The sequence below is a fragment of the Chryseobacterium nakagawai genome (genome assembly GCF_900637665.1).
GTDB lineage: Bacteria > Bacteroidota > Bacteroidia > Flavobacteriales > Weeksellaceae > Chryseobacterium > Chryseobacterium nakagawai.
This window is the reverse complement of sequence record NZ_LR134386.1, coordinates 845,888-864,338: the sequence shown is the minus strand read 5'-3', so window position 1 is coordinate 864,338 and position 18,451 is coordinate 845,888. Positions and strand designations below refer to the sequence as shown.

Annotated in this window: 19 protein-coding genes; 2 read left to right on the top strand and 17 right to left on the bottom strand. The window is 34.9% G+C overall.

All coding sequences use genetic code 11. The features are described from left to right. Positions 1 to 97: 97 nt before the first annotated feature. The 8 genes from EL260_RS03940 to EL260_RS03905 all read right to left on the bottom strand — a co-directional run bounded on the left by EL260_RS03940 (position 98) and on the right by EL260_RS03905 (position 5,442). Complete coding sequence (locus EL260_RS03940; RefSeq protein ID WP_123858942.1) at positions 98 to 784, bottom strand: DUF1361 domain-containing protein; 687 nt, start codon at positions 782 to 784, stop codon at positions 98 to 100. A gap of 13 nt (positions 785 to 797) precedes the next feature. Then, the gene (locus EL260_RS03935) at positions 798 to 2,168 is read right to left on the bottom strand and encodes a DUF4153 domain-containing protein (protein ID WP_123858941.1); all 1,371 of its coding nucleotides are present in this window, start codon (positions 2,166 to 2,168) and stop codon (positions 798 to 800) included. Between the two features lie 55 nt (positions 2,169 to 2,223). Continuing rightward, complete coding sequence (locus EL260_RS03930; protein ID WP_123858940.1) at positions 2,224 to 2,517, bottom strand: hypothetical protein; 294 nt, start codon at positions 2,515 to 2,517, stop codon at positions 2,224 to 2,226. A gap of 10 nt (positions 2,518 to 2,527) precedes the next feature. Then, on the bottom strand, positions 2,528 to 3,013 hold the full coding sequence (locus tag EL260_RS03925) for a Coq4 family protein (RefSeq protein WP_123858939.1): 486 nt from the start codon (positions 3,011 to 3,013) through the stop codon (positions 2,528 to 2,530). Positions 3,014 to 3,059: 46 nt separating this feature from the next. Beyond that, entirely contained in the window at positions 3,060 to 3,365 is a 306-nt protein-coding gene (locus EL260_RS03920) for a hypothetical protein (RefSeq protein WP_123858938.1), read from the bottom strand. Positions 3,366 to 3,438: 73 nt separating this feature from the next. After that, entirely contained in the window at positions 3,439 to 3,729 is a 291-nt protein-coding gene (locus EL260_RS03915; protein ID WP_045492574.1) for a winged helix-turn-helix domain-containing protein, read from the bottom strand. A 73-nt stretch (positions 3,730 to 3,802) separates the two neighbouring features. Next, positions 3,803 to 4,420: a hypothetical protein gene (locus EL260_RS03910; RefSeq protein ID WP_123858937.1), complete on the bottom strand. Its 618-nt coding sequence runs from the start codon at positions 4,418 to 4,420 to the stop codon at positions 3,803 to 3,805. A gap of 257 nt (positions 4,421 to 4,677) precedes the next feature. Next, a complete protein-coding gene (locus EL260_RS03905) occupies positions 4,678 to 5,442 on the bottom strand; it encodes an enoyl-CoA hydratase/isomerase family protein (RefSeq protein ID WP_123858936.1) in 765 nt (254 codons plus the stop codon). Between the two features lie 346 nt (positions 5,443 to 5,788). Here EL260_RS03905 and EL260_RS03900 point away from each other — a divergent pair, with 346 nt between their 5' ends. Both EL260_RS03900 and EL260_RS03895 read left to right on the top strand, forming a co-directional pair. After that, positions 5,789 to 6,337, top strand: coding sequence for a phage tail protein (locus EL260_RS03900; protein ID WP_123858935.1), 549 nt, complete (start codon positions 5,789 to 5,791; stop codon positions 6,335 to 6,337). A gap of 34 nt (positions 6,338 to 6,371) precedes the next feature. Continuing rightward, complete coding sequence (locus EL260_RS03895) at positions 6,372 to 7,193, top strand: T9SS type A sorting domain-containing protein (protein WP_123858934.1); 822 nt, start codon at positions 6,372 to 6,374, stop codon at positions 7,191 to 7,193. A 91-nt stretch (positions 7,194 to 7,284) separates the two neighbouring features. On the opposite strand, the gene EL260_RS03890 is transcribed toward EL260_RS03895, so the two are convergent. From EL260_RS03890 to pcaF, 9 genes are all read right to left on the bottom strand, one after another. Next, positions 7,285 to 9,969 carry a DEAD/DEAH box helicase family protein gene (locus tag EL260_RS03890; protein ID WP_123858933.1) on the bottom strand — a complete coding sequence of 895 codons (2,685 nt, stop codon included), beginning with the start codon at positions 9,967 to 9,969 and terminating at the stop codon, positions 7,285 to 7,287. Between the two features lie 33 nt (positions 9,970 to 10,002). Further along, a complete protein-coding gene (locus tag EL260_RS03885; protein WP_123858932.1) occupies positions 10,003 to 10,698 on the bottom strand; it encodes an SMUG2 DNA glycosylase family protein in 696 nt (231 codons plus the stop codon). Between the two features lie 5 nt (positions 10,699 to 10,703). Then, positions 10,704 to 11,480, bottom strand: a complete 777-nt coding sequence (locus EL260_RS03880; RefSeq protein WP_123858931.1) for a DUF4241 domain-containing protein — start codon at positions 11,478 to 11,480, stop codon at positions 10,704 to 10,706. Between the two features lie 130 nt (positions 11,481 to 11,610). Continuing rightward, a complete protein-coding gene (locus tag EL260_RS03875) occupies positions 11,611 to 12,324 on the bottom strand; it encodes an XAC2610-related protein (RefSeq protein WP_123858930.1) in 714 nt (237 codons plus the stop codon). A 96-nt stretch (positions 12,325 to 12,420) separates the two neighbouring features. Continuing rightward, positions 12,421 to 14,916: a phenylacetic acid degradation bifunctional protein PaaZ gene (paaZ, locus tag EL260_RS03870; protein ID WP_123858929.1), complete on the bottom strand. Its 2,496-nt coding sequence runs from the start codon at positions 14,914 to 14,916 to the stop codon at positions 12,421 to 12,423. 114 nt (positions 14,917 to 15,030) lie between these two features. After that, positions 15,031 to 15,858, bottom strand: coding sequence for an alpha/beta hydrolase (locus EL260_RS03865; protein WP_123858928.1), 828 nt, complete (start codon positions 15,856 to 15,858; stop codon positions 15,031 to 15,033). Between the two features lie 43 nt (positions 15,859 to 15,901). Continuing rightward, positions 15,902 to 16,474 carry a transposase gene (locus EL260_RS03860; RefSeq protein ID WP_123858927.1) on the bottom strand — a complete coding sequence of 191 codons (573 nt, stop codon included), beginning with the start codon at positions 16,472 to 16,474 and terminating at the stop codon, positions 15,902 to 15,904. 73 nt (positions 16,475 to 16,547) lie between these two features. Then, entirely contained in the window at positions 16,548 to 17,141 is a 594-nt protein-coding gene (locus EL260_RS03855; RefSeq protein WP_123858926.1) for an acyltransferase, read from the bottom strand. Positions 17,142 to 17,238: 97 nt separating this feature from the next. Then, positions 17,239 to 18,444, bottom strand: a complete 1,206-nt coding sequence (pcaF, locus tag EL260_RS03850; protein ID WP_123858925.1) for a 3-oxoadipyl-CoA thiolase — start codon at positions 18,442 to 18,444, stop codon at positions 17,239 to 17,241. Positions 18,445 to 18,451: the final 7 nt, after the last annotated feature.

Here is an 18,451-nt window from a genome sequence, read left to right as displayed (position 1 = left end):
AACGCTTACCTATCTTTTCATAAAGTCTTTAGCTCTATTTTCAACACAATCCTGGTTAATCAGTCCTTTTTAAATGCTAAAATTGTTCCAAATCTTTTTAACGAACTGTATTTTCAGGTCCCAAAAGCTTTTCATTATTGTTTCTAATCAGCTTAAAAGTGAAATACATAAAATTGAGCATAATTCCCATTAAAAGGGTTACGCCCCAGGTTTTTATATATTCGAGTGGATAGATCAACCGTACAACAATATCATTAAATAATCCAAAAGGATTGTTCAGAACATCCCAACTGTTCCATCTTAGGAATCTTCCCAGATATACTCCAAAACTGCTCATAAAAAGAAAGAGGACAACAATACCATTGATAATTCTTTGTTTACTATAGCTGGATAAGAGTTTTTCAATATCATTAAGACTTAAAAAACCACAGATCAGCCCCGTCCAGGCATAAGAAAGTATTACGATCAAATCATACCAGATCGGAATCGTATTTCTTGCTTTCAAATGAAACAAATCAGTTAGTATATAGGGTGAATTGGGAAAAAATAGAATCCAGACTATAATAATTACGGCAATGGATATTTTACTTTTAATATTAAATGTCAATATAAAAGTACTCAGAAACAAAGGGATCCATGCCAGGAACAGGTTCCAGTTCAGAAAGAAAAACACCTTCGTCTCACTAATATAATACCTGAAAAGAGAAAGACTGAAACAGAACAAGGCCATAAGTACCAACAGTGTATTCATTTTAAATCTCGGAGACTTTATTAAATTCTTCATCGTGTGCTTTTTATTATTTAATGGTTTGATAATAAATGATCTTGGAAAGAAATGATTTCGATTTTTCTATTTTAATTTTATTCTGAAGATCTTTTTTAAGCTTTAGATTATTTTTTTCATCTGCATATTTCATCAGACTTTCTTCATTAAAATTAACCGATGCGGAATGGTAATTTAAATCAAAGTTTTTACGGGTAATATTCTGAGAAGTAATAAAACCACCCCAATTGATGTAGCTGCACATCAGAATCGTTCCATAAAAGTACCAAGCCATTTTATTAAACAGGAATGCGTTTCTTTTTTGTTTTTGGATTTTAATAAAGGTTAAAGCCAATCCTACCAGAGATAAAAGAAGGAAAGCAAAAACACCTAATCTTTTATAGGTAAAAGCATAGTTGACAATATATTCGTAGTTTTTGACAGCAGCAGAGAGGATAAGTATTGCATTTAAAATAATCCAGACTTTTGCTAAAATTTTCAGCATTTTTGCTTTAGGATCAAAATTGAAACCAGATTTAAAGTAAAACATAATGACCAGAATAGCCATCACAATAGACATAATCACTGCATTGACACGCTCATGGGTTTCTTCCGAAAGCTGAACCGGTGTTTTTGAAACTTCATAAAACTGTTCATAATTATAGGTAATAATAAAGAATACCAACAAAATATTCAGACAAAAGAAGGATATTACGCCACTCGTTCTTTCTGCTGCCAGATCAAGAAACGAATAGGTTGATTTAGGAATCTGAGCACTTTTCTGAAAATCATTATCCAAAAAATGATGGTTTTTATAGATCAGTTTTTCAACTGCAAAATTCCAGAAGTTAAAGGCAATAAAAAAGCCTAAAACGGAAAGACAGAAAACCTGCCAAAGATTGAGATCCAGTTCATAATCTGTAAAAAGCGCTGCAAAATGATCACTTCCTGCGGCATAAATTCCAAAGAAAATGGAAATAAAAACTAACGGAATGAACACAAAGGCCATCATTTTCTGCCACATTCCCGGAACATTTCTTTGAGGCAGCCATTTATCGAGCATAAAGATTCTACAAATTGAGGTACAGCAGTTGATAATACAAACCGGAATCAGAAAAAGGATCTTCATCTTCCTGTTTCTTGATTTGTAAGCCAGCAAAAGGAGAGAACTTGCGACAGCCAGAAATGACGCAAAGTCTCCATACCACGCAAATGCAATCCCCGAAAGTATACTTGTTCCTGTAAGAATGTAAAATGTTCCGATTTTGTTTTTTTGAGGTGTTTTAAAGAAATTCAGAATGGCATAGAGAACACCAAGGATTCCAAAATTCAGACCCATGTCCTGATCATAAAATAGAATGACAAATAAGGCTGTTGTTAGAAATATATAGTGATGTGTTTTCATAAGATTAAAGATTTAAATTTGGATTGAGAAATCTGTAACTAGAAATAGAGCTGTATTAACAAAAATTGATGACTATCAGAAGATATATAAAAGCAATAGGAATATTAGCCATCAGGAGAAACATAGAGTTTCTGAAGGCGTTTTTTTCAGATACTTCCGTTAAGTAGTCAATAAGCTCCAACAGGAAAATTATTACATTTACAATGATAGCAGCAATCACATAAATAAACCCTAGCATCAAAAGAAAGTCCCATCTTGTTATCAGCATAAGGATAAGTAGGAAGGTCCCTGAAAGGAAAGAAATAATAAATGTATATTTTCCGGTATAGCTGAACTTTATATTTTTCATATCAATAGTTTTAATGTAAAACAAGGGGCTCTTTTTGTTGGATAAAGTCTTTCAGATGATCAAAATTCTGCCAGAGTAAACCTTCGAAGTCCCATTTGTGAAAAGCTTTCATTGTCTGTCCTTTCCTATAAGCTTTGACATATATTTTGATATATTCCGGAAGAATAAGCGTTCCCAGTACAATAGCCGCCAGCAAATGGGCATTGAGCTTTCCGTTTCCCAGTAAAAGGTATTGCATGGCAATTTCATCCTCGAAATTGGTTCCACAGCCAGTGATTAGATGATGGACATCATGGTTTTCCATTTTGGGAATCATTGAAAACCCATGTTTATGGTAGAACTCCCCTAATTTTCTTCCCAACGAATCTTCCTTGAATTCCAACAGTTGTCTTTCACTGAACTGCCATTGCCTTTTTTTCTTTTTAAAGTACTTTCTGTATAACTTTTGAGTTTTATCGTACACAAAAAGCAGAAATTGAACGCGTATTTTTTTCATAGTATATATATTTAAAAAAAGATTCTATCTTAATTGGGTATAAAAGCTACCAATGTCCATCAGAAAATAGATAAAGGCCAATAATACTATACAGAGCTGCAATTGGAATATTGATGGAAAGAATACCGATTGCTTTTACGTAAATTCTTAATCTGGACCTGTTGACAAGTCCACCAATCAAAAAAGTTATTACAAATAATAAATTGATTGGAGTAGCAAAAAGAAGCAGTAGGTAGCCTGCGACTGCAAATGATTCATTCTTGAATAATCCTCCTAAAAGGCAAATGCTTCCGATGGTAAGGCATATTCCAAATATTGATTTACTTAGATTGATAATTTCCCGATCTTTCATAATGTATAATAATTAGTTTATTTTAAAACAAAGAACTTTGAATTACAAAGTAAAAATTCAAAAAAATATAAGACTATCGTCCCAATAATTTTTCAAGAGCATCCAGATGATCTGTAAAGGCTTGCCTCCCACTTTGTGTAACACGGTAAGAGGTCTTGGGCTTCTTCCCCACAAATTCTTTTTTCACTTCAATATATCCCACTTTTTCAAGAGCATTACTGTGACTGGCAAGATTTCCGTCAGTAATCTCTAACAATCCTTTCATTTCAGAGAAATCAACCCAGTCGTTCACCATAAGAACAGACATAATACCCAATCTTACACGGCTTTCGAATTCTTTATTAAGTTGACTTATTTTGATCATAATCGATAATAGGTTGCAGATATAGGCCCCTTCGTATGAAGATATACAACCTAAAAAGCTGCAAAATTAATTTTTATTTATATTTCTTATGCATGATAAGTCCGTAAACTATATGCAGAATGCCGAAGCCAACAGACCAGAAAAATAACCCCCAGCCCAGAAAAAACAGGGAAAATAATCCGAGGATTACTTCACAATATCCCAGGTATTTTACATCGGGCAAAGTAAATCTTTCTGCACTTATCAGGCCCAACCCATAGAAAATCAAAGTAGTAGGAGCTACCCACACTACTAGATGATGATAAATAAGAGCGGCACAAAAGATTCCACCAGCTGCTAACGGGATTGCAAAGGTAGTTAAAAGTCGCTTAGTAGTGCCGTCCCAGATCTTTAATCCTTTCTTTTTACTTTTATTGGCGGTAAAAATATAACCACTAAGAACAGCAACGACCAGAACGACTAATCCAGTAATAACTAATTCCTGTACCAATGCCGGTGTAAAACTAAGTCTACTACCATTAATGTATTCCATCTTTTTACTTTCCATAGCAAAATAAGCATATCCGGCACCTAAAAGTGCTGCCACACCTGCCACTACTCCAGAGAGTCCACTTAATGAAATAAATCTGGAAGACCGCTCCATCATGGAACGGATATGAGACAAATCTTCGTGATAGTTTTTTGAATTCATAAAAAGAACTTTGAATTACAAAGTTATAAATTATTTTCAATCTTCAAAATATTTTTTTGAAAATAATGCCAGGAAAATTTGAAGCCGGAGAATAGAAATTGAAAGCTATGAAAATTATAATGGCTAACAGTTCCTCCTATTCTTACCTTTTGCTTATTGAGACATTCAATATTACTAAAAGGAACTTTCAATATTTTCCAACCAACAAAAAAACCGTTGAATTTATCAACGGCAGGTATTTTTTTAACAGATGAAAACTATTTTGCTCTCAATCTTTCTTTAATAGCTTCAATATTCTTCTTAGCAGAATCTTCTAAAATAAGGCTTGCACTCATATGAATTCTTGCTGGCATCAGTTCATTAAAATGATCTGTTCCTTCCCAGGAAACTTTTTTGATTAATGCTAAAGCATCACTACTCCTTGATGCTAATGTCTGTAAAAATTTTTCCAGTTTTTCATCCATTTCCTGAATATTGTTTGAAACAGAATGATATACATTATGTTGTTCTGCCCATTCTGCTGACCTGAAATCAGCATCAATAGCCATTGCTGAGAATTGTGATTTTCCGATTTTTCTTTCTACATAAGGACCAATTACAAAAGGACCAATTCCTAAATTGATCTCTGTAAGTGCCAGAGCTGAATCTTTTGTTGCAAAACAATAATCAGCACCACAGGCAATTCCTACTCCACCGCCCGTTGTTTTTCCCTGCACTCTTACTACAACAATCTTTCCACAGTTTCTCATCGCATTCAGTACTTTAGCAAAACCTCCGAAAAATTTCGTGGAAGTTTCAAGCTCTTCAATAGACAAAAGCTCATCAAAGCTTGCTCCTGCACAGAATGCTTTCTCACCTTCACTTTTTACTACAATAGCTTTTACTTCATCTTTAGCTCCTTCATCTAAGATGGTCTGGGCCAGTTTCTCTAAAATTGCTCCCGGAAGGGAATTACTTTTTGGGGTTCCGAAAGTAATTTCGGCAATATTATTCTTGATTTCTGATGCGACGAATTCGTTCATTTTAATTTTTATTGGATTCTTACAAAAATACTAAATACAGTGCTTTTGGGGAAACTTAAAACAAACAAATTCATCTTATTTTTTAAAGCAGAAACTAAAAAAAGGGAGCCGAAAGTTACTATTGAACAAATAATTATTGATTACTCTATCTTAAAATACTCAATTCTATTTTTAAGTACAAATAATATCCCTTTACGTAGAAATACGGAGTCTTCAATTTGGTATTTTCTACTCTAGTACTGCCTTTTTATTAGTTGTTCCTTTGGGTAATAAAATAAATCACTTAACGGCGGAATCTGAAAAGCCATCAACAGAGTAAGACAATTAAAGGCTAAAAAAATATACCATGGAAGAGTACATTGGAATCGTTAAATTATTTGCAGGAAATTTTGCACCAAGAGGTTGGATGTTTTGTGACGGAAGCATATTACCTATTTCAAGAAATTCAGCATTATTCTCTATTTTAGGAACCACGTATGGCGGAGACGGAATTACCACATTTGCCCTTCCCAACTTAAAGGGAAGAATGGCTTTAGGAGCCGGAAATGTAAATGCCAATGAATATTATCCACTGGGAGTAGTGGCAGGAACTACTCAAAACACATTATTGGCTTCAAACCTTCCAAGTGTTGGAACAGGCTTTCAATTTAAAGTAGCCAATAAAAATGCAAATACATCTACTCCAACAGCTACCACCTCTATTGCTATTACAGGAACACAGGTAGGAAGAGATTTCAATGCAGTTACAAGTTTTGTCAATAATGATCCTGATACTGCTATTAACAACAAAAGTATTGCTTTCGTTGGCCAAAATTTACCCATGAATAATATGCCGCCTTATCTGGGATTAAATTATATCATTTGTGTGGAAGGCATTTACCCTCCACGAAATTAATACATATCATAACCTAATACTTAAAACAAAGATCATGAAAAGCACTACTATTTTTACAATTTGTAGTCTGCTCATTTCAATTTTTTCATTCGGGCAGACCAGCACAGAACAATTTGAGACGGAGTCAAACGGAAGTACAAGCTTCACCGATAATGGGGTTATTTTTAATATCATCTCCCATGTAAGTGTTTTTGATATCCAAGCTAACTTTCCGGGGACAGGCTGGAGTGGAACAGCCAATGATAACCGTTACATTGATAATTCCAATAATCAAGAGTCTCCACCATCCTTCAGTATTAGAACGACTTCTAATTTATTTAAAGTAAACAGATTCTGGATGTATCTCTCGGCATTGAATCTTGATCTTAATGTAACAGGCTCCCTTACGATAACTGGAAAATTGAGTGGGGTAACAAAATTTACCCAAACAAAAACCAACGGATTTGCAACAAGTTTAGGAGCGACCAACGGTTATACCTTAATAGATATGACCAACTTAAATGGCCAGAATTACTCAAACATCGTTATTGACGAACTGCGTATCACAGCAAACGGAGGGTTTAGATATGTAGCTTTAGATGCCTTTACATGGGTAAAAGACAGCAATATTGTATTAGGAACCTCAGAAACTAAAAGCACTCAAAAAAACCTGACTCTTTACCCTAACCCAACCAATGGGCCACTTTCTATCAGTTCTGATAAAAATTCAGAGGCTAAAATCTATAGTATTGACGGTAAAGTGCTGAAAACGGTTCAGGTTCAAAAAGGTCCCAATGAAATCAGTATTTCAGAACTTCCAAAAGGAGTTTACTTTATCAAAACAGCTACTGAGTCTACTAAAGTTATTAAAAACTAATATTTAAAAAGTTTCATATCCGATCTTGTTCCCACAAAGATTCTAATTCATGAAAGACAAAATCCCTCGATTATATTGAGGGATTTGTTTTTTATCTCGTCCACTTGTGAAGGTGTTCTATTCTCCCATTTCTTTTTAAAAGGGCTTCAAATCTTAGTTTTAATAGGATTTTGCGTCCTTCAATGGTTCTTGTAAAAATCAACTCTGATGTTCCAACTGCTTTATTCCATGTTTTAGTAAAAAATTCTGCACTTTTTTTATTTTTTGCAAAAATTTCAGGTACCGGAAAATACTGTTCTTTCTTCAAAAGAAAGGATCTTTTTTTATGTCTCATGACATACCTCGGATTATCTATGGGAGAAACCATTTCCTGTAAAGTCTGGATAAACTGCGTATTCTCATATTGGCTACCTCCTTTTAGATAGCAGAATGCACCTTCCTTGCCATTAGATGAACTTATAATGCTCAACTGTTCCAAAGAGGTTCTTATCACTCTCTCATTAACCAGGCTATATAACACCACCTCCGCAATTGCTCCTAGTTGATTTCCTATATCTCTGTATCTCCAGTATTGTTTTGCGGATATATATAACTTTCTTCCATATACCACGAAACCTGCCAATCCAAATAAGGAAGCAAACAATGAAAAGGTTTTTACAGAATCAATCGCCTGAAAATTCCTAAAGATTCCCAATAGAAGATTCTGCCAGAATAATAATACAGAAGAAGCCATCACCTTAACCATATTACTGGACATTTCACCAATATAATTCATCTTCACATCCTTCATAGCAGTCATATTGATGGTAGGAACTTGTATTTCTTCTACTAAAATATTTCCAAGATTAAGAGCTTTTCTCCAACGGTTGATAAGGTTCTCTCTATCTTGAGCCAAAACAAAAAATGTCTGGTTAATTTCCCCAATTCCCTCATTATTCTCTATGGTCTTAGTGTTGAGCCTTTCAAAGTTATTTTCAATGGTAGGAATATCTTTATTGGAAATCCCAACAAAGGTTTTGAACCTTCGTTTCATAATATTCAGATCCTGGCCTCCGATTTCATCTTTGGAATCAAAACATACAAGATGCCATATATTCCCTGTTTTGTGAGGAATATCCTTATCTGTCCTTATGACTCTTCCTCTCATCTGATTTGAAAGTACAAAGGAACTTATAAAACTTGCCAGAATTAAAGTATTCATTTTAGGAGCATCCCAACCTTCTCCCAACAAAGATTTGGTTCCAATCAAAACATGAATTCCTCCATGTTGGAAAATTTCCGTAATAATGTGCACAATATCATGTTTTGCCTGTTCCGTAAGACTGACCATGAGATAATTTGGATCATAGCTTAATGGTGAAAGTCCTACTCCAAATAATACTTTTTTCATGCAGAGCTCCTCAAATACACTTTTTGTACTTGCCGGAATAATCACCAGACTTCCTGTAAGAATACCTATTTTTTTCTGTTGAAAGTTTTCCCTTCTCAGTTTTTCAAAAATAGGAACGGCTCCTATTTTATCAAGTTTGAGCATATTCTCAGTTCCATAACTTAGGTATTCTTTCTTGATAAAATCGGTAAGAATAACCATTCTCAGATTATCTTTAAGCACGGAAAATTCAAAATCGACGATATCTTTTATCCCCTGGAGTTTGCCTATACTTGAATTGAGAATCTGGTTTACATTTTTACTATTAAAAAAGCTTAAAGTCTTCTGATCTAAAAATCCGTGCCTTTTTAATCGGTTCTCTAAATCAGTACGATGATCTTGGTAATTTTTAAAATGAACCTCATCTATCAGTAAATAAAAATCGAGGAGTTCTTCCATCCAGAAGAAATCAAATTCGGGAATATATTTTTGTTGGTCACCAATGATTTCAAAATGGACGTCCGGAATTTCTTTTCCTCTAAAATGAAGGTAGACAAGACCAGAAGTATAAGAAGATATATTTTCATAGATCCAATCTAAATGTTCCAGTGGATTCTGATACACAGGATGCTGTTCAATAGCATTAAGAAATACTTCATCTTTTTTAATTTCTTCAAAAAATACTAAGGCCTGCTCATGGTAATATTCAATTTTCTTTTGTTCTTCCTGAGAAGGTAATACAAAGTGTACCAAATCCTGATGTGGACAAAGATCTCCTTCAATCATCAGTTCAGGAACGGATATTTCTACGTCTATAGGCCCGTTCAGCTGAATATACTTTTGCCATTCTGTACCGGAAACATCAAAGGGCGGTGTGGCGGTAAGAGAAACTACAGTGGGTTCAATTTTATCTTTCAGTTCCATGAGGCTCCTCCACCAGGCATTTTTCAAATGGTGGGCTTCATCCAGGATAAGGGTTCCTATTTTTTGTTTTTGAAGACGTTTTATAATTTCCGAAGCCGGTACTTTTGGGGACTTCCTTATTGTTACCTCCTCTTCTTCATTTGTTTCAGAAGCAGCATGAATTCCCTGATAAGTTGTTACAGTAATAATACCCGGTTTTCTAATATCTGAAGATATCCATTCAGGAACACTTTCTATATTGAGAAACAGTTCACAAAATCTTTGAATCCATTGATTTTTTATTGCTAAAGTAGGGGCAACAATAAGTGTTGGTTTGCCAAGCCTCAACATGACTTCTAAACCAAGCACTGTTTTCCCTGAGCCTGGAGGTGCAGAAACATGAAGGTGATTATCTATAAGATACTCATCAAGGTGATCCAGAAATTTTCTCTGATAAGTTCGCCAATTGTATTTAAAGGTTGTGTTTTTAGGAAAAACATTCATGCTCACAATTTAATAAAAACAGGAGCATCGAAGTTATTGATTTTTATCTTTTAATGCTAAAATATATTTATCTATAAACAGCTGTTTCTCCTTTGATTTATATTGTTGGATATACCGGGGATGTTCCAGAACAACCATGGTATCGAAAAGCTTAGCTTCTTTGTTAAGTTTTGAAATAAATTCAGCATTCTTTTTCCCAAGGACAAAGACTTCTGAGGTATCCAGATTCAAGCTGATGTGTTTTTTCAATGAATTGATCATGAAGTTTTTCACATCCTTGAAAAGTTCTTTATCATCGTAATAATTAGCATTGAGCCAGCCATTTTTTGTTTTTCGTACGATGGCCAACGGAAATGGAGAATTGATATAAATGTCTTTGTAAAACAAATCGGGTCCACCATAGTCTGCGATCATATCATACATAAATACGGAAGAGACTTCATGGGTATGGGCAGATTTCATTTTTATGTCACATACACTTTCCAGTCTTTTGGTATCAGTAAATGGAATGCCTGTTATTCCAGCTCCATGGCGGCTAGGATTAATCCCAATAATAAATTTCCTTTTGTTGGAATCATTATAATATTTGTAATAAAACTTTTGCATCACTTGCATCGTCTCCGGGTTATCCAGATACGGATTCAACACTTCAAAACCATCAGGAAGATTTCCCGAATAAGTTAGATTCTCATTGAATTCAATCACCTGATCTGCAAAAGTTTTATTCATTGAGTTTATTTTAGAAAGACAAAGTTATCCGGTTGAGCCGAATTGTCATCTTCATCCTCCTCATCTTCATCATATTCAGACAATTCTAATTCGATATCAATAAAGTGAATATATAATCCGCATAATTGATTTTGTTCATCATAAGCAAAGTAAACCGGATATACTCCATCTCCTACTCCACTTGCAAATATTGGGATCTGATATTCTGTATTAGGTACTTTCCAATTGATCCAGTCTCCAAGATCTCTTTGGTTTTTCGGGTTTTCTTTATAACTTTTTGCAAACAGTTCTGCAAAATAATCATCGTAAATATTCTCAACATCCAGTTCCTCAATAAACTTATCCACATAAGGTACCACTTCAGGATCGGTAATACATGCTAAACCGGCATCCACATTAAAACCAAAAAATTCATCTTCATTGGCATTTTCTATATTTTCAATTCCTATTAGTGCCTCTCTGTAAATAACCGGTCTTTCTTTGGTGAACTCTACTTTTACAGCAGCATAGCGATCTCCCCAATCTTCCAGTTTCACTACAGCAATAGTTACAGGAAAATTTCCTTTGGGAACCTCAATAAAAAAAGGTTTTTCTTTCTGATTCAGATAAACAAGAGGGTCTCTTACAATTACTTTTCCTGATGGCAGGGAAACATTCCCAATTTCCATCGTCTCCATCTTCTGTTCCATAATTTCACTTGAGGTAAAATAGGTGTCAATATCTACGGGTGATATCAATTTGTCTTTGATTTCTTCCCATTTTTGCATCCAGCTTTCGTTCATTATTGCTTATTTTATGATTGAAGTTTAAAGATAGTGCTTCGTGGATAAATTTTCAAAAAACATTTGTGAATAAATTGATAACGAATAGAAAAAGGAATTTGTTTTATCATTTTCAATTCATCAATATCATTTAATATTCCAAAGGATTATAATTCCTAAAGACTCTATAAAAATCATCACCTGAACCCAGAAATAGTTTCTTTTGAATAATTTTGAACTTTCCAATAGAATTTTTTACTTCTACCCTAATGGTATCTGAAACATCTACTCTTGCAAATTCATCCAAAGAATCTTTTTTAATTTTAAGAAATACTGTGGTAGTAGAGCCAGTTAACATCAAAGAATTTATGCAGTTTAATTTTGTATTATAACTTAAGTTCGGATATCTATCTGAGTTTTTAATGTGAATAAAGTCTTTACTTTTTGGGTCATATACAAATAAAGTCATTACGATATTTCCTCCTCTTCCTGCTATAGCGCTTTGATAGGTAACATCATTAAACCCATCATTGTTAAAGTCTTTAATCACTACATTAAGATCTGAAACTCCATCTTTATCAAACTTAAAACGATTCTTCAGCTCCCATGTGTTAAATTCTGAGTCTTTGGAACCCACCCAGATCTTTTTCAGGTCATAAAAATGAATGGAAGTATATACATCTCCATTTCCGGTATGCCTGAACTTTTCAAAGACTACTTTTGTTTTACCTTTTATTCCTGCATTCAGGCTGTCTACAAATTTCTCTTCAGAAAAATAACCTTCACTTCCAGTTTTGGGATGACTCCCTGAACAGGAAAAAAAAGTCAGTCCCCCAAAAGCCATAAAAATAATCCAATCTCTCATCTTAAAAGTTTTCCTGAATTTAGAGAATAAAAACAGAATAATAAACTCCCTTCCAACATTTAGCTGAAAGGGAGTTTGATGAGTATTTATTTTGAATTAAATCAATCCAAACTGTTGGAAATGATGAGTGAAGTGCTTTCTGTGCATCAGTTCCCACATTTCTTTATTCAGTTTTCCGAATACATAATTCATATGCTCTGCCTGTGGATTTTCTTTGTAGTAGATTACAAATTTCTTCAGGTTATCCATGAAAGAAGTTTTTGCAGCATCCAGATTCTTGTGTGTAGCTTCAGGAAGTGATCCATCTTTTGGTAAGAACGGAGCTGTAAACTCTTTCGGCATTGCTCTGTGGTTGTAAAGAGAATCCTGCCATTTTTCAAGATGTTCTTCAGGAGTGAAACACTGGTCTGCTTCAGGTTCTCCGAAACTTACTAATAATGCATTTTCCAAATGCTCAATCATTTGCTGTGAAGACATTTTCCCCCAAAGCGCAGGAGTACTTTCCGTTAATCCACCTAATATCTTCTGAACATTTTTCACATTCAGATCAATGAAAGGAGATTGTTTTGCCACTAAAGTTAAGATGGTTGCTACACAAACTACCTCATCTCTTTGGTTAATTACCTCAACCAGCCATTTCACTACTCCCGATGGAATATTTCTTCCTTTTACTCCTCTGTTGATTTTTTCTTTTGCCGTTAAATAAACGGTAATGGTATCTCCGGCGTAGACTGGTTTGAAGAAACTACAGTCTTCCAATCCGTAATTCGCGATAACAGGTCCTTTTTTACCGGAAACAAATAATCCTGCTGCAGCTGAAAGGATGAAGTATCCATGAGCTACTGTTTTATCAAAAATAGTCCCTGTTAAACTTGTGGCATCAGTATGAGCGTAGAAATGGTCCCATGAAACATTGGAAAAGTTTACGATATCTGCATCAGTAACGGTTCTTCCTGCTGTTTCTAAAGAATCTCCTACTTCAACTTCCTCAAAATATTTCTGGAAAGGATGCTTGTCTGAGAATTTCTTCTCTGCTCCTTGCTGATATATTTTAGTAATCGCCTTCAACACATCCGGTGATCCCTGAATTGCTGTTTTCTGTAAGAAGAAATGAAGACCGCTTAAACCTCCCATTTCTTCTCCTCCTCCTGCTCTACCTGGTCCTCCGTGCATTAATGTTGGAAGCGGTGAACCGTGACCTGTGCTTTCTTTCGCGTTATCTCTGTTCAGTACAAAGATTCTTCCATGCTGAGAAGCCATTTTCCATGATGTTTCTGCAATAAAGTTTTCATCATGAGACACGATAGATCCAACTAAACTTCCCTTTCCTCTTTTTGCCAGAGCAGCTGCTTCTTCAGCATCTTTATAAGGCATTAATGTAGATACCGGCCCGAAAGCTTCTACATCGTGAGAGATATTTTTTTCGAAAGGCTTATCATTCAGGAATAACTTGGGACTCATAAATGCTCCATTTTCATAACTGGCATCTACAAGCTCATGTTTCCCGTCGTAAACAAGTTCCGTTTCTGATTTTAAAATATTTACTTTTCTTAAAACTTCTTCGTATTGCTGTCTTCCCACCAAAGATCCCATTTTGGTTTCTCTGCTTAATGGGTTTCCGATCTTGGTTTGATCTAAAGCTTTGGATAGAGCGTTCTGAACATCACCAATCAAATGCTCAGGAACAATAATTCTTCTGATTGCCGTACATTTCTGACCTGCTTTTGTGGTCATCTCGTTTCGAACTTCTTTAACAAATAAATCAAATTCCGGAGTTCCTGGTTTTGCTTCCAATCCAAGGATAGAACAATTTAGAGAATCTGCTTCCATATTGAAACGAACAGCATTTCCTGCAACAGATGGAAGTGATTTCAGTTTTCTTCCCGTAGTGGCTGAACCTGTAAACAATACAGAATCTCCATCCTGAACATAATCAAGGATATTTCCAGGTTCTCCACATACCAATTGTACTGCTCCTTCAGGTAATACTCCACTTTCAATCATATCCTGGAATACGGCATTCGTAAGATAAGATCCGAAGGGTGATGGCTTAACAATAGATGGTACCCCTGCTAACAATGATGTGGATAATTTTTCCAACATTCCCCAAACAGGAAAGTTATAAGCGTTGATCTGTACAGAAACCCCTTCACTCGGTGTTAAAATATGAGTACCTAAAAAAGTTCCGTTAGCCGAAATTTTCTGAGTATCACCGTCAACCCAGAATGAAGTGTTAGGCAGCATTCTTTTTGCTAATCCTGAATAGGTAAAGAATGTTCCGAAACCTCCTTCAATATCCACCCATGAATCAATGTGAGTGGCTCCTGTTTTATAAGATAATTCGTAATATTTTTTCTTTCTTTCTAATAGATAAAGGGCTACTTTTTTCAACATTTCTCCACGGTCATAGAATGTCATGGAAGAAAGGTTTTTATACCCTATAGTTCTACCGTAATCAAGGGCTTGTTCGAAGTTAAGACCTTCTGTATCTGAAACAGCTACCTGCTCTCCTGTTACAGCATTGTATAAAGGAATTCCAGCTCCGGTTCCTTCTACCCATTCTCCGTAAATATAGTTTTTTAGTTTTTCCATATAGAATTTAATTTAACAATGTATCAATCTAATAGTTTACCAATAAATACTTACTGTATTCGGCATGAAAAGAATTGTTACATTTTTACATTGGTATATTGTTACACTTATAGTTTATTTTGGTTCCTGATACGGAAACAGTTTCACTAATCCTTCGTATAAGCTTCTGTGGAGAATAGTGGCATGATTATCTGTTTCCATCATTTTATATTCTACTGCCCAGTTTTTCTTTCCTGCTTTGTGCAAAACATCATAAAGAGCTTCAGCATCCTTTATCATCACAGGATGTTCTCCTTTTCCTACGGAAACATAAACAAATTTCTTAGTATCCCGAGATTTTGAAAGTAATTGAGGAGCTTGTTTTAAAAGACTTTCATCATCCCACCATAAACTCGGACTGATGATAAAGTAATTGTTAAACATTTCTGGCTTCTTCAATAGGATTTCTGTTGCCAACAGTCCTCCTAGAGATTGTCCGAACAGATATTTATCTGTTGTTTTAAATTGACTTTCAACATACGGTTTTAATTCCTTTTCAAAAAAAGTAATAAACTTATCAGAATGTCCTGTTGTAGGATAATCTTTCTGTAAATCTTTCAAATCCGTGTGGAAAGTAAAATCTCTTTTTCTATCTATATTCGCAATTCCGACAACAATAGTTTCCGGCATAGAATACATTTGATTGAAAAACTGTACCAATCCTGAAACATGGATAAAGTCTTCATTCATACTTCCATCTAAAAGATAAATAATTGGGTAGGCTTTTGATTTATCAAAATTTTGAGGAAGATAGATATTTAATGTTCTTTCTTCATTCAGTGTTTTAGACTTAATAGTCCTCACTTCTCCTATCGTAAGCGGTTTTGTAGTAACAGTCTGGGCTGAAACCGTATAATTAACCGCAAACATCATGCTGCATACAAGAGCAATTTTCTTAATCATATTTAATTTTTGTCTTCTAGTTTAGTTTTAGAAATTTTTATTCTTAATCCATACAATCATATTCTACATTAGAAACATGATATTTTATAAAGTCTTCTATTGTATCAAAATATTCCATCAATTGCATTCTCTCTAACTTACTAGGTTTAGATAAATTCATATAAGAACTATATGATGTATATTTCCATTCGTTAATATCATTTACAAAACCATGATTTACTGGATTGTTATGAATATAATGCAATACCTTTAATAAATATTTTTCATCCTTTACTTTTTTCCTCTTTATTGTATTAAGAAAAAGAGCACCTTTTCTGTTATAAACCTTATTGTAAGCTTTAGCATAAGCATTCAACAAATCACTGAAAGCCTTGATTAAAAATGAATGCTCCTTTTCATTATTAATATCATCAAAACTTTTAAATCTCAATAATATATGAAAGTGATTTGGTAGCAGGCAATAAGCATAGATATCTGCTACAGGAATAATATATTTATCAAGTTTTTCCAGAAAAAAATGATAATTTGAAGCCTCACGAAAAATAATTTCTTCCCCATTTACATGAGAAAAGATGTGATATATTCCTTCGAATTGAAAGCTTTCTGTATTAACCATTTTTTAATTTGATATCTACTCTGTTAAAACCTAACAGGTTTTAGAAACCTGTTAGGTTTAGATCACAATATATTTATTTCACATCATCCCAGATACTGTAATCTACAACTTTTGTAGGTATCTGTTGTACGTATTCAGTGAATGGCTCACAAGGAAGAATAGCATTTTTACCTTCTCTTGCCAATTCCTGATAGAGTTTTGTTCCTTCTGTTTTCCAATGGATCATTTCATCGGAAACATCACGGATGATTTTTGCAGGGCTTCCCACGATCAGTTTTCTGGGTTCACATCTGAAGTTGGCAGGAACAAAAGCTAAAGCTCCTACAATACTTTCATCACCAATATAAGCTTTATCCATCACCACGGAATTCATACCAATCAAACAATTTTTCCCTATATGTCCGGAATGAATAATTGCCCCATGTCCAATGTGAGCTGATTCTTCTAAAACGGTTTCTATATTCGGGAAAACATGAAGCGTACAGTTCTCCTGAACGTTAGCTCCGTCTTTAATAATAATTTTTCCCCAGTCGCCACGAATCACTGCATTCGGACCAATATAGACTTCTTCACCAATTTCCACATTCCCGATAATCACTGCCTGTGGATGAATATAGGCAGAAGGTTTTATAATGGGACGGATACCGTGATATGAGTAGATGTTCATATTTTTTAATTTGAGAATTTGAGAATGAGTTAATTTGAAAATTAATAATGCCACTAAACATTTTCAAATTCTCAAATTGTTTCATTTTCAAATTGATTTATACTTTTTCAATAACCATTGCATACCCTTGTCCTACACCGATGCAAAGGGTACACAAAGCATATTTTTTATTTTGTTTCTGAAGTTCCATAGCTGCAGAACCGATGATTCTCGCTCCGGAAACACCTAGTGGATGACCGATGGCAATAGCTCCTCCATTCGGGTTTATTCTTGCATCGTCATCTTGCAATCCTAAGCTTCTTGTTACGGCTAAGGCTTGTGCTGCAAAAGCTTCATTTAATTCAATGATGTCTATATCATTCAAAGATAAATTTAATCTCTTTAATAGTTTTTGAGTGGCTTCTACAGGCCCAATTCCCATAATCCTTGGCTCTACACCCGCTACAGAAGATCCTAAGATTCTAGCTTTTGGTTTTAATCCATATTTTTTAACTGCTTCTTCACTGGCTAAGATCAATGCTGCGGCTCCATCATTCATTCCTGAAGCATTTCCGGCCGTTACTGTTCCTTCTTTTCTGAAAGCTGGACGAAGTTTTCCTAATCCTTCCATAGAAGAGGTTGGTTTAATAAACTCATCTTTTTCAAAAACGATCGGATCTCCTTTTCTCTGTGGAATTTCAACTTTTACAATTTCTTCCGCCAGTCTTCCGCTTTCCTGTGCTTTTGTAGCTTTCTGCTGAGACCAAAGGGCAAATTTATCCTGATCTTCTCTGTTGATCTGGTGCATGTCTGCAAGATTTTCTGCAGTTTCGCCCATACCGTCAACCCCATACATTTCTTTCATTTTCGGATTGATAAATCTCCATCCGAAAGTGGTATCATACATCTGACTGTCTCTTCCGAAAGCGGCACTTGGTTTAGACATTACATAAGGAGAACGTGTCATATGCTCTACTCCTCCAGCAATGTAAATTTCTCCCTCTCCAGCTGCAATCGAGCGGAAAGCATTGGCTACCGCCGACATTCCTGAAGCACAAAGTCTGTTTACCGTCTCACCTCCTATTTTATAAGGAAGCCCAGCCAATAAAAGCCCCATTCTTGCTACATTTCTATTATCTTCACCTGCTTGATTAGCACATCCGAAGATCACATCTTCAATTTCCTCTACTGGAACTTCAGGGTTTCTCGCTACCACTTCTTTGATAACAATAGCTGCCAAATCATCTGCTCTTACTTCTGATAATCCTCCCTGTAATTTTGAAATAGGAGTTCTGACATAGTCTATGATGTATACGTTGTTCATAATTTTA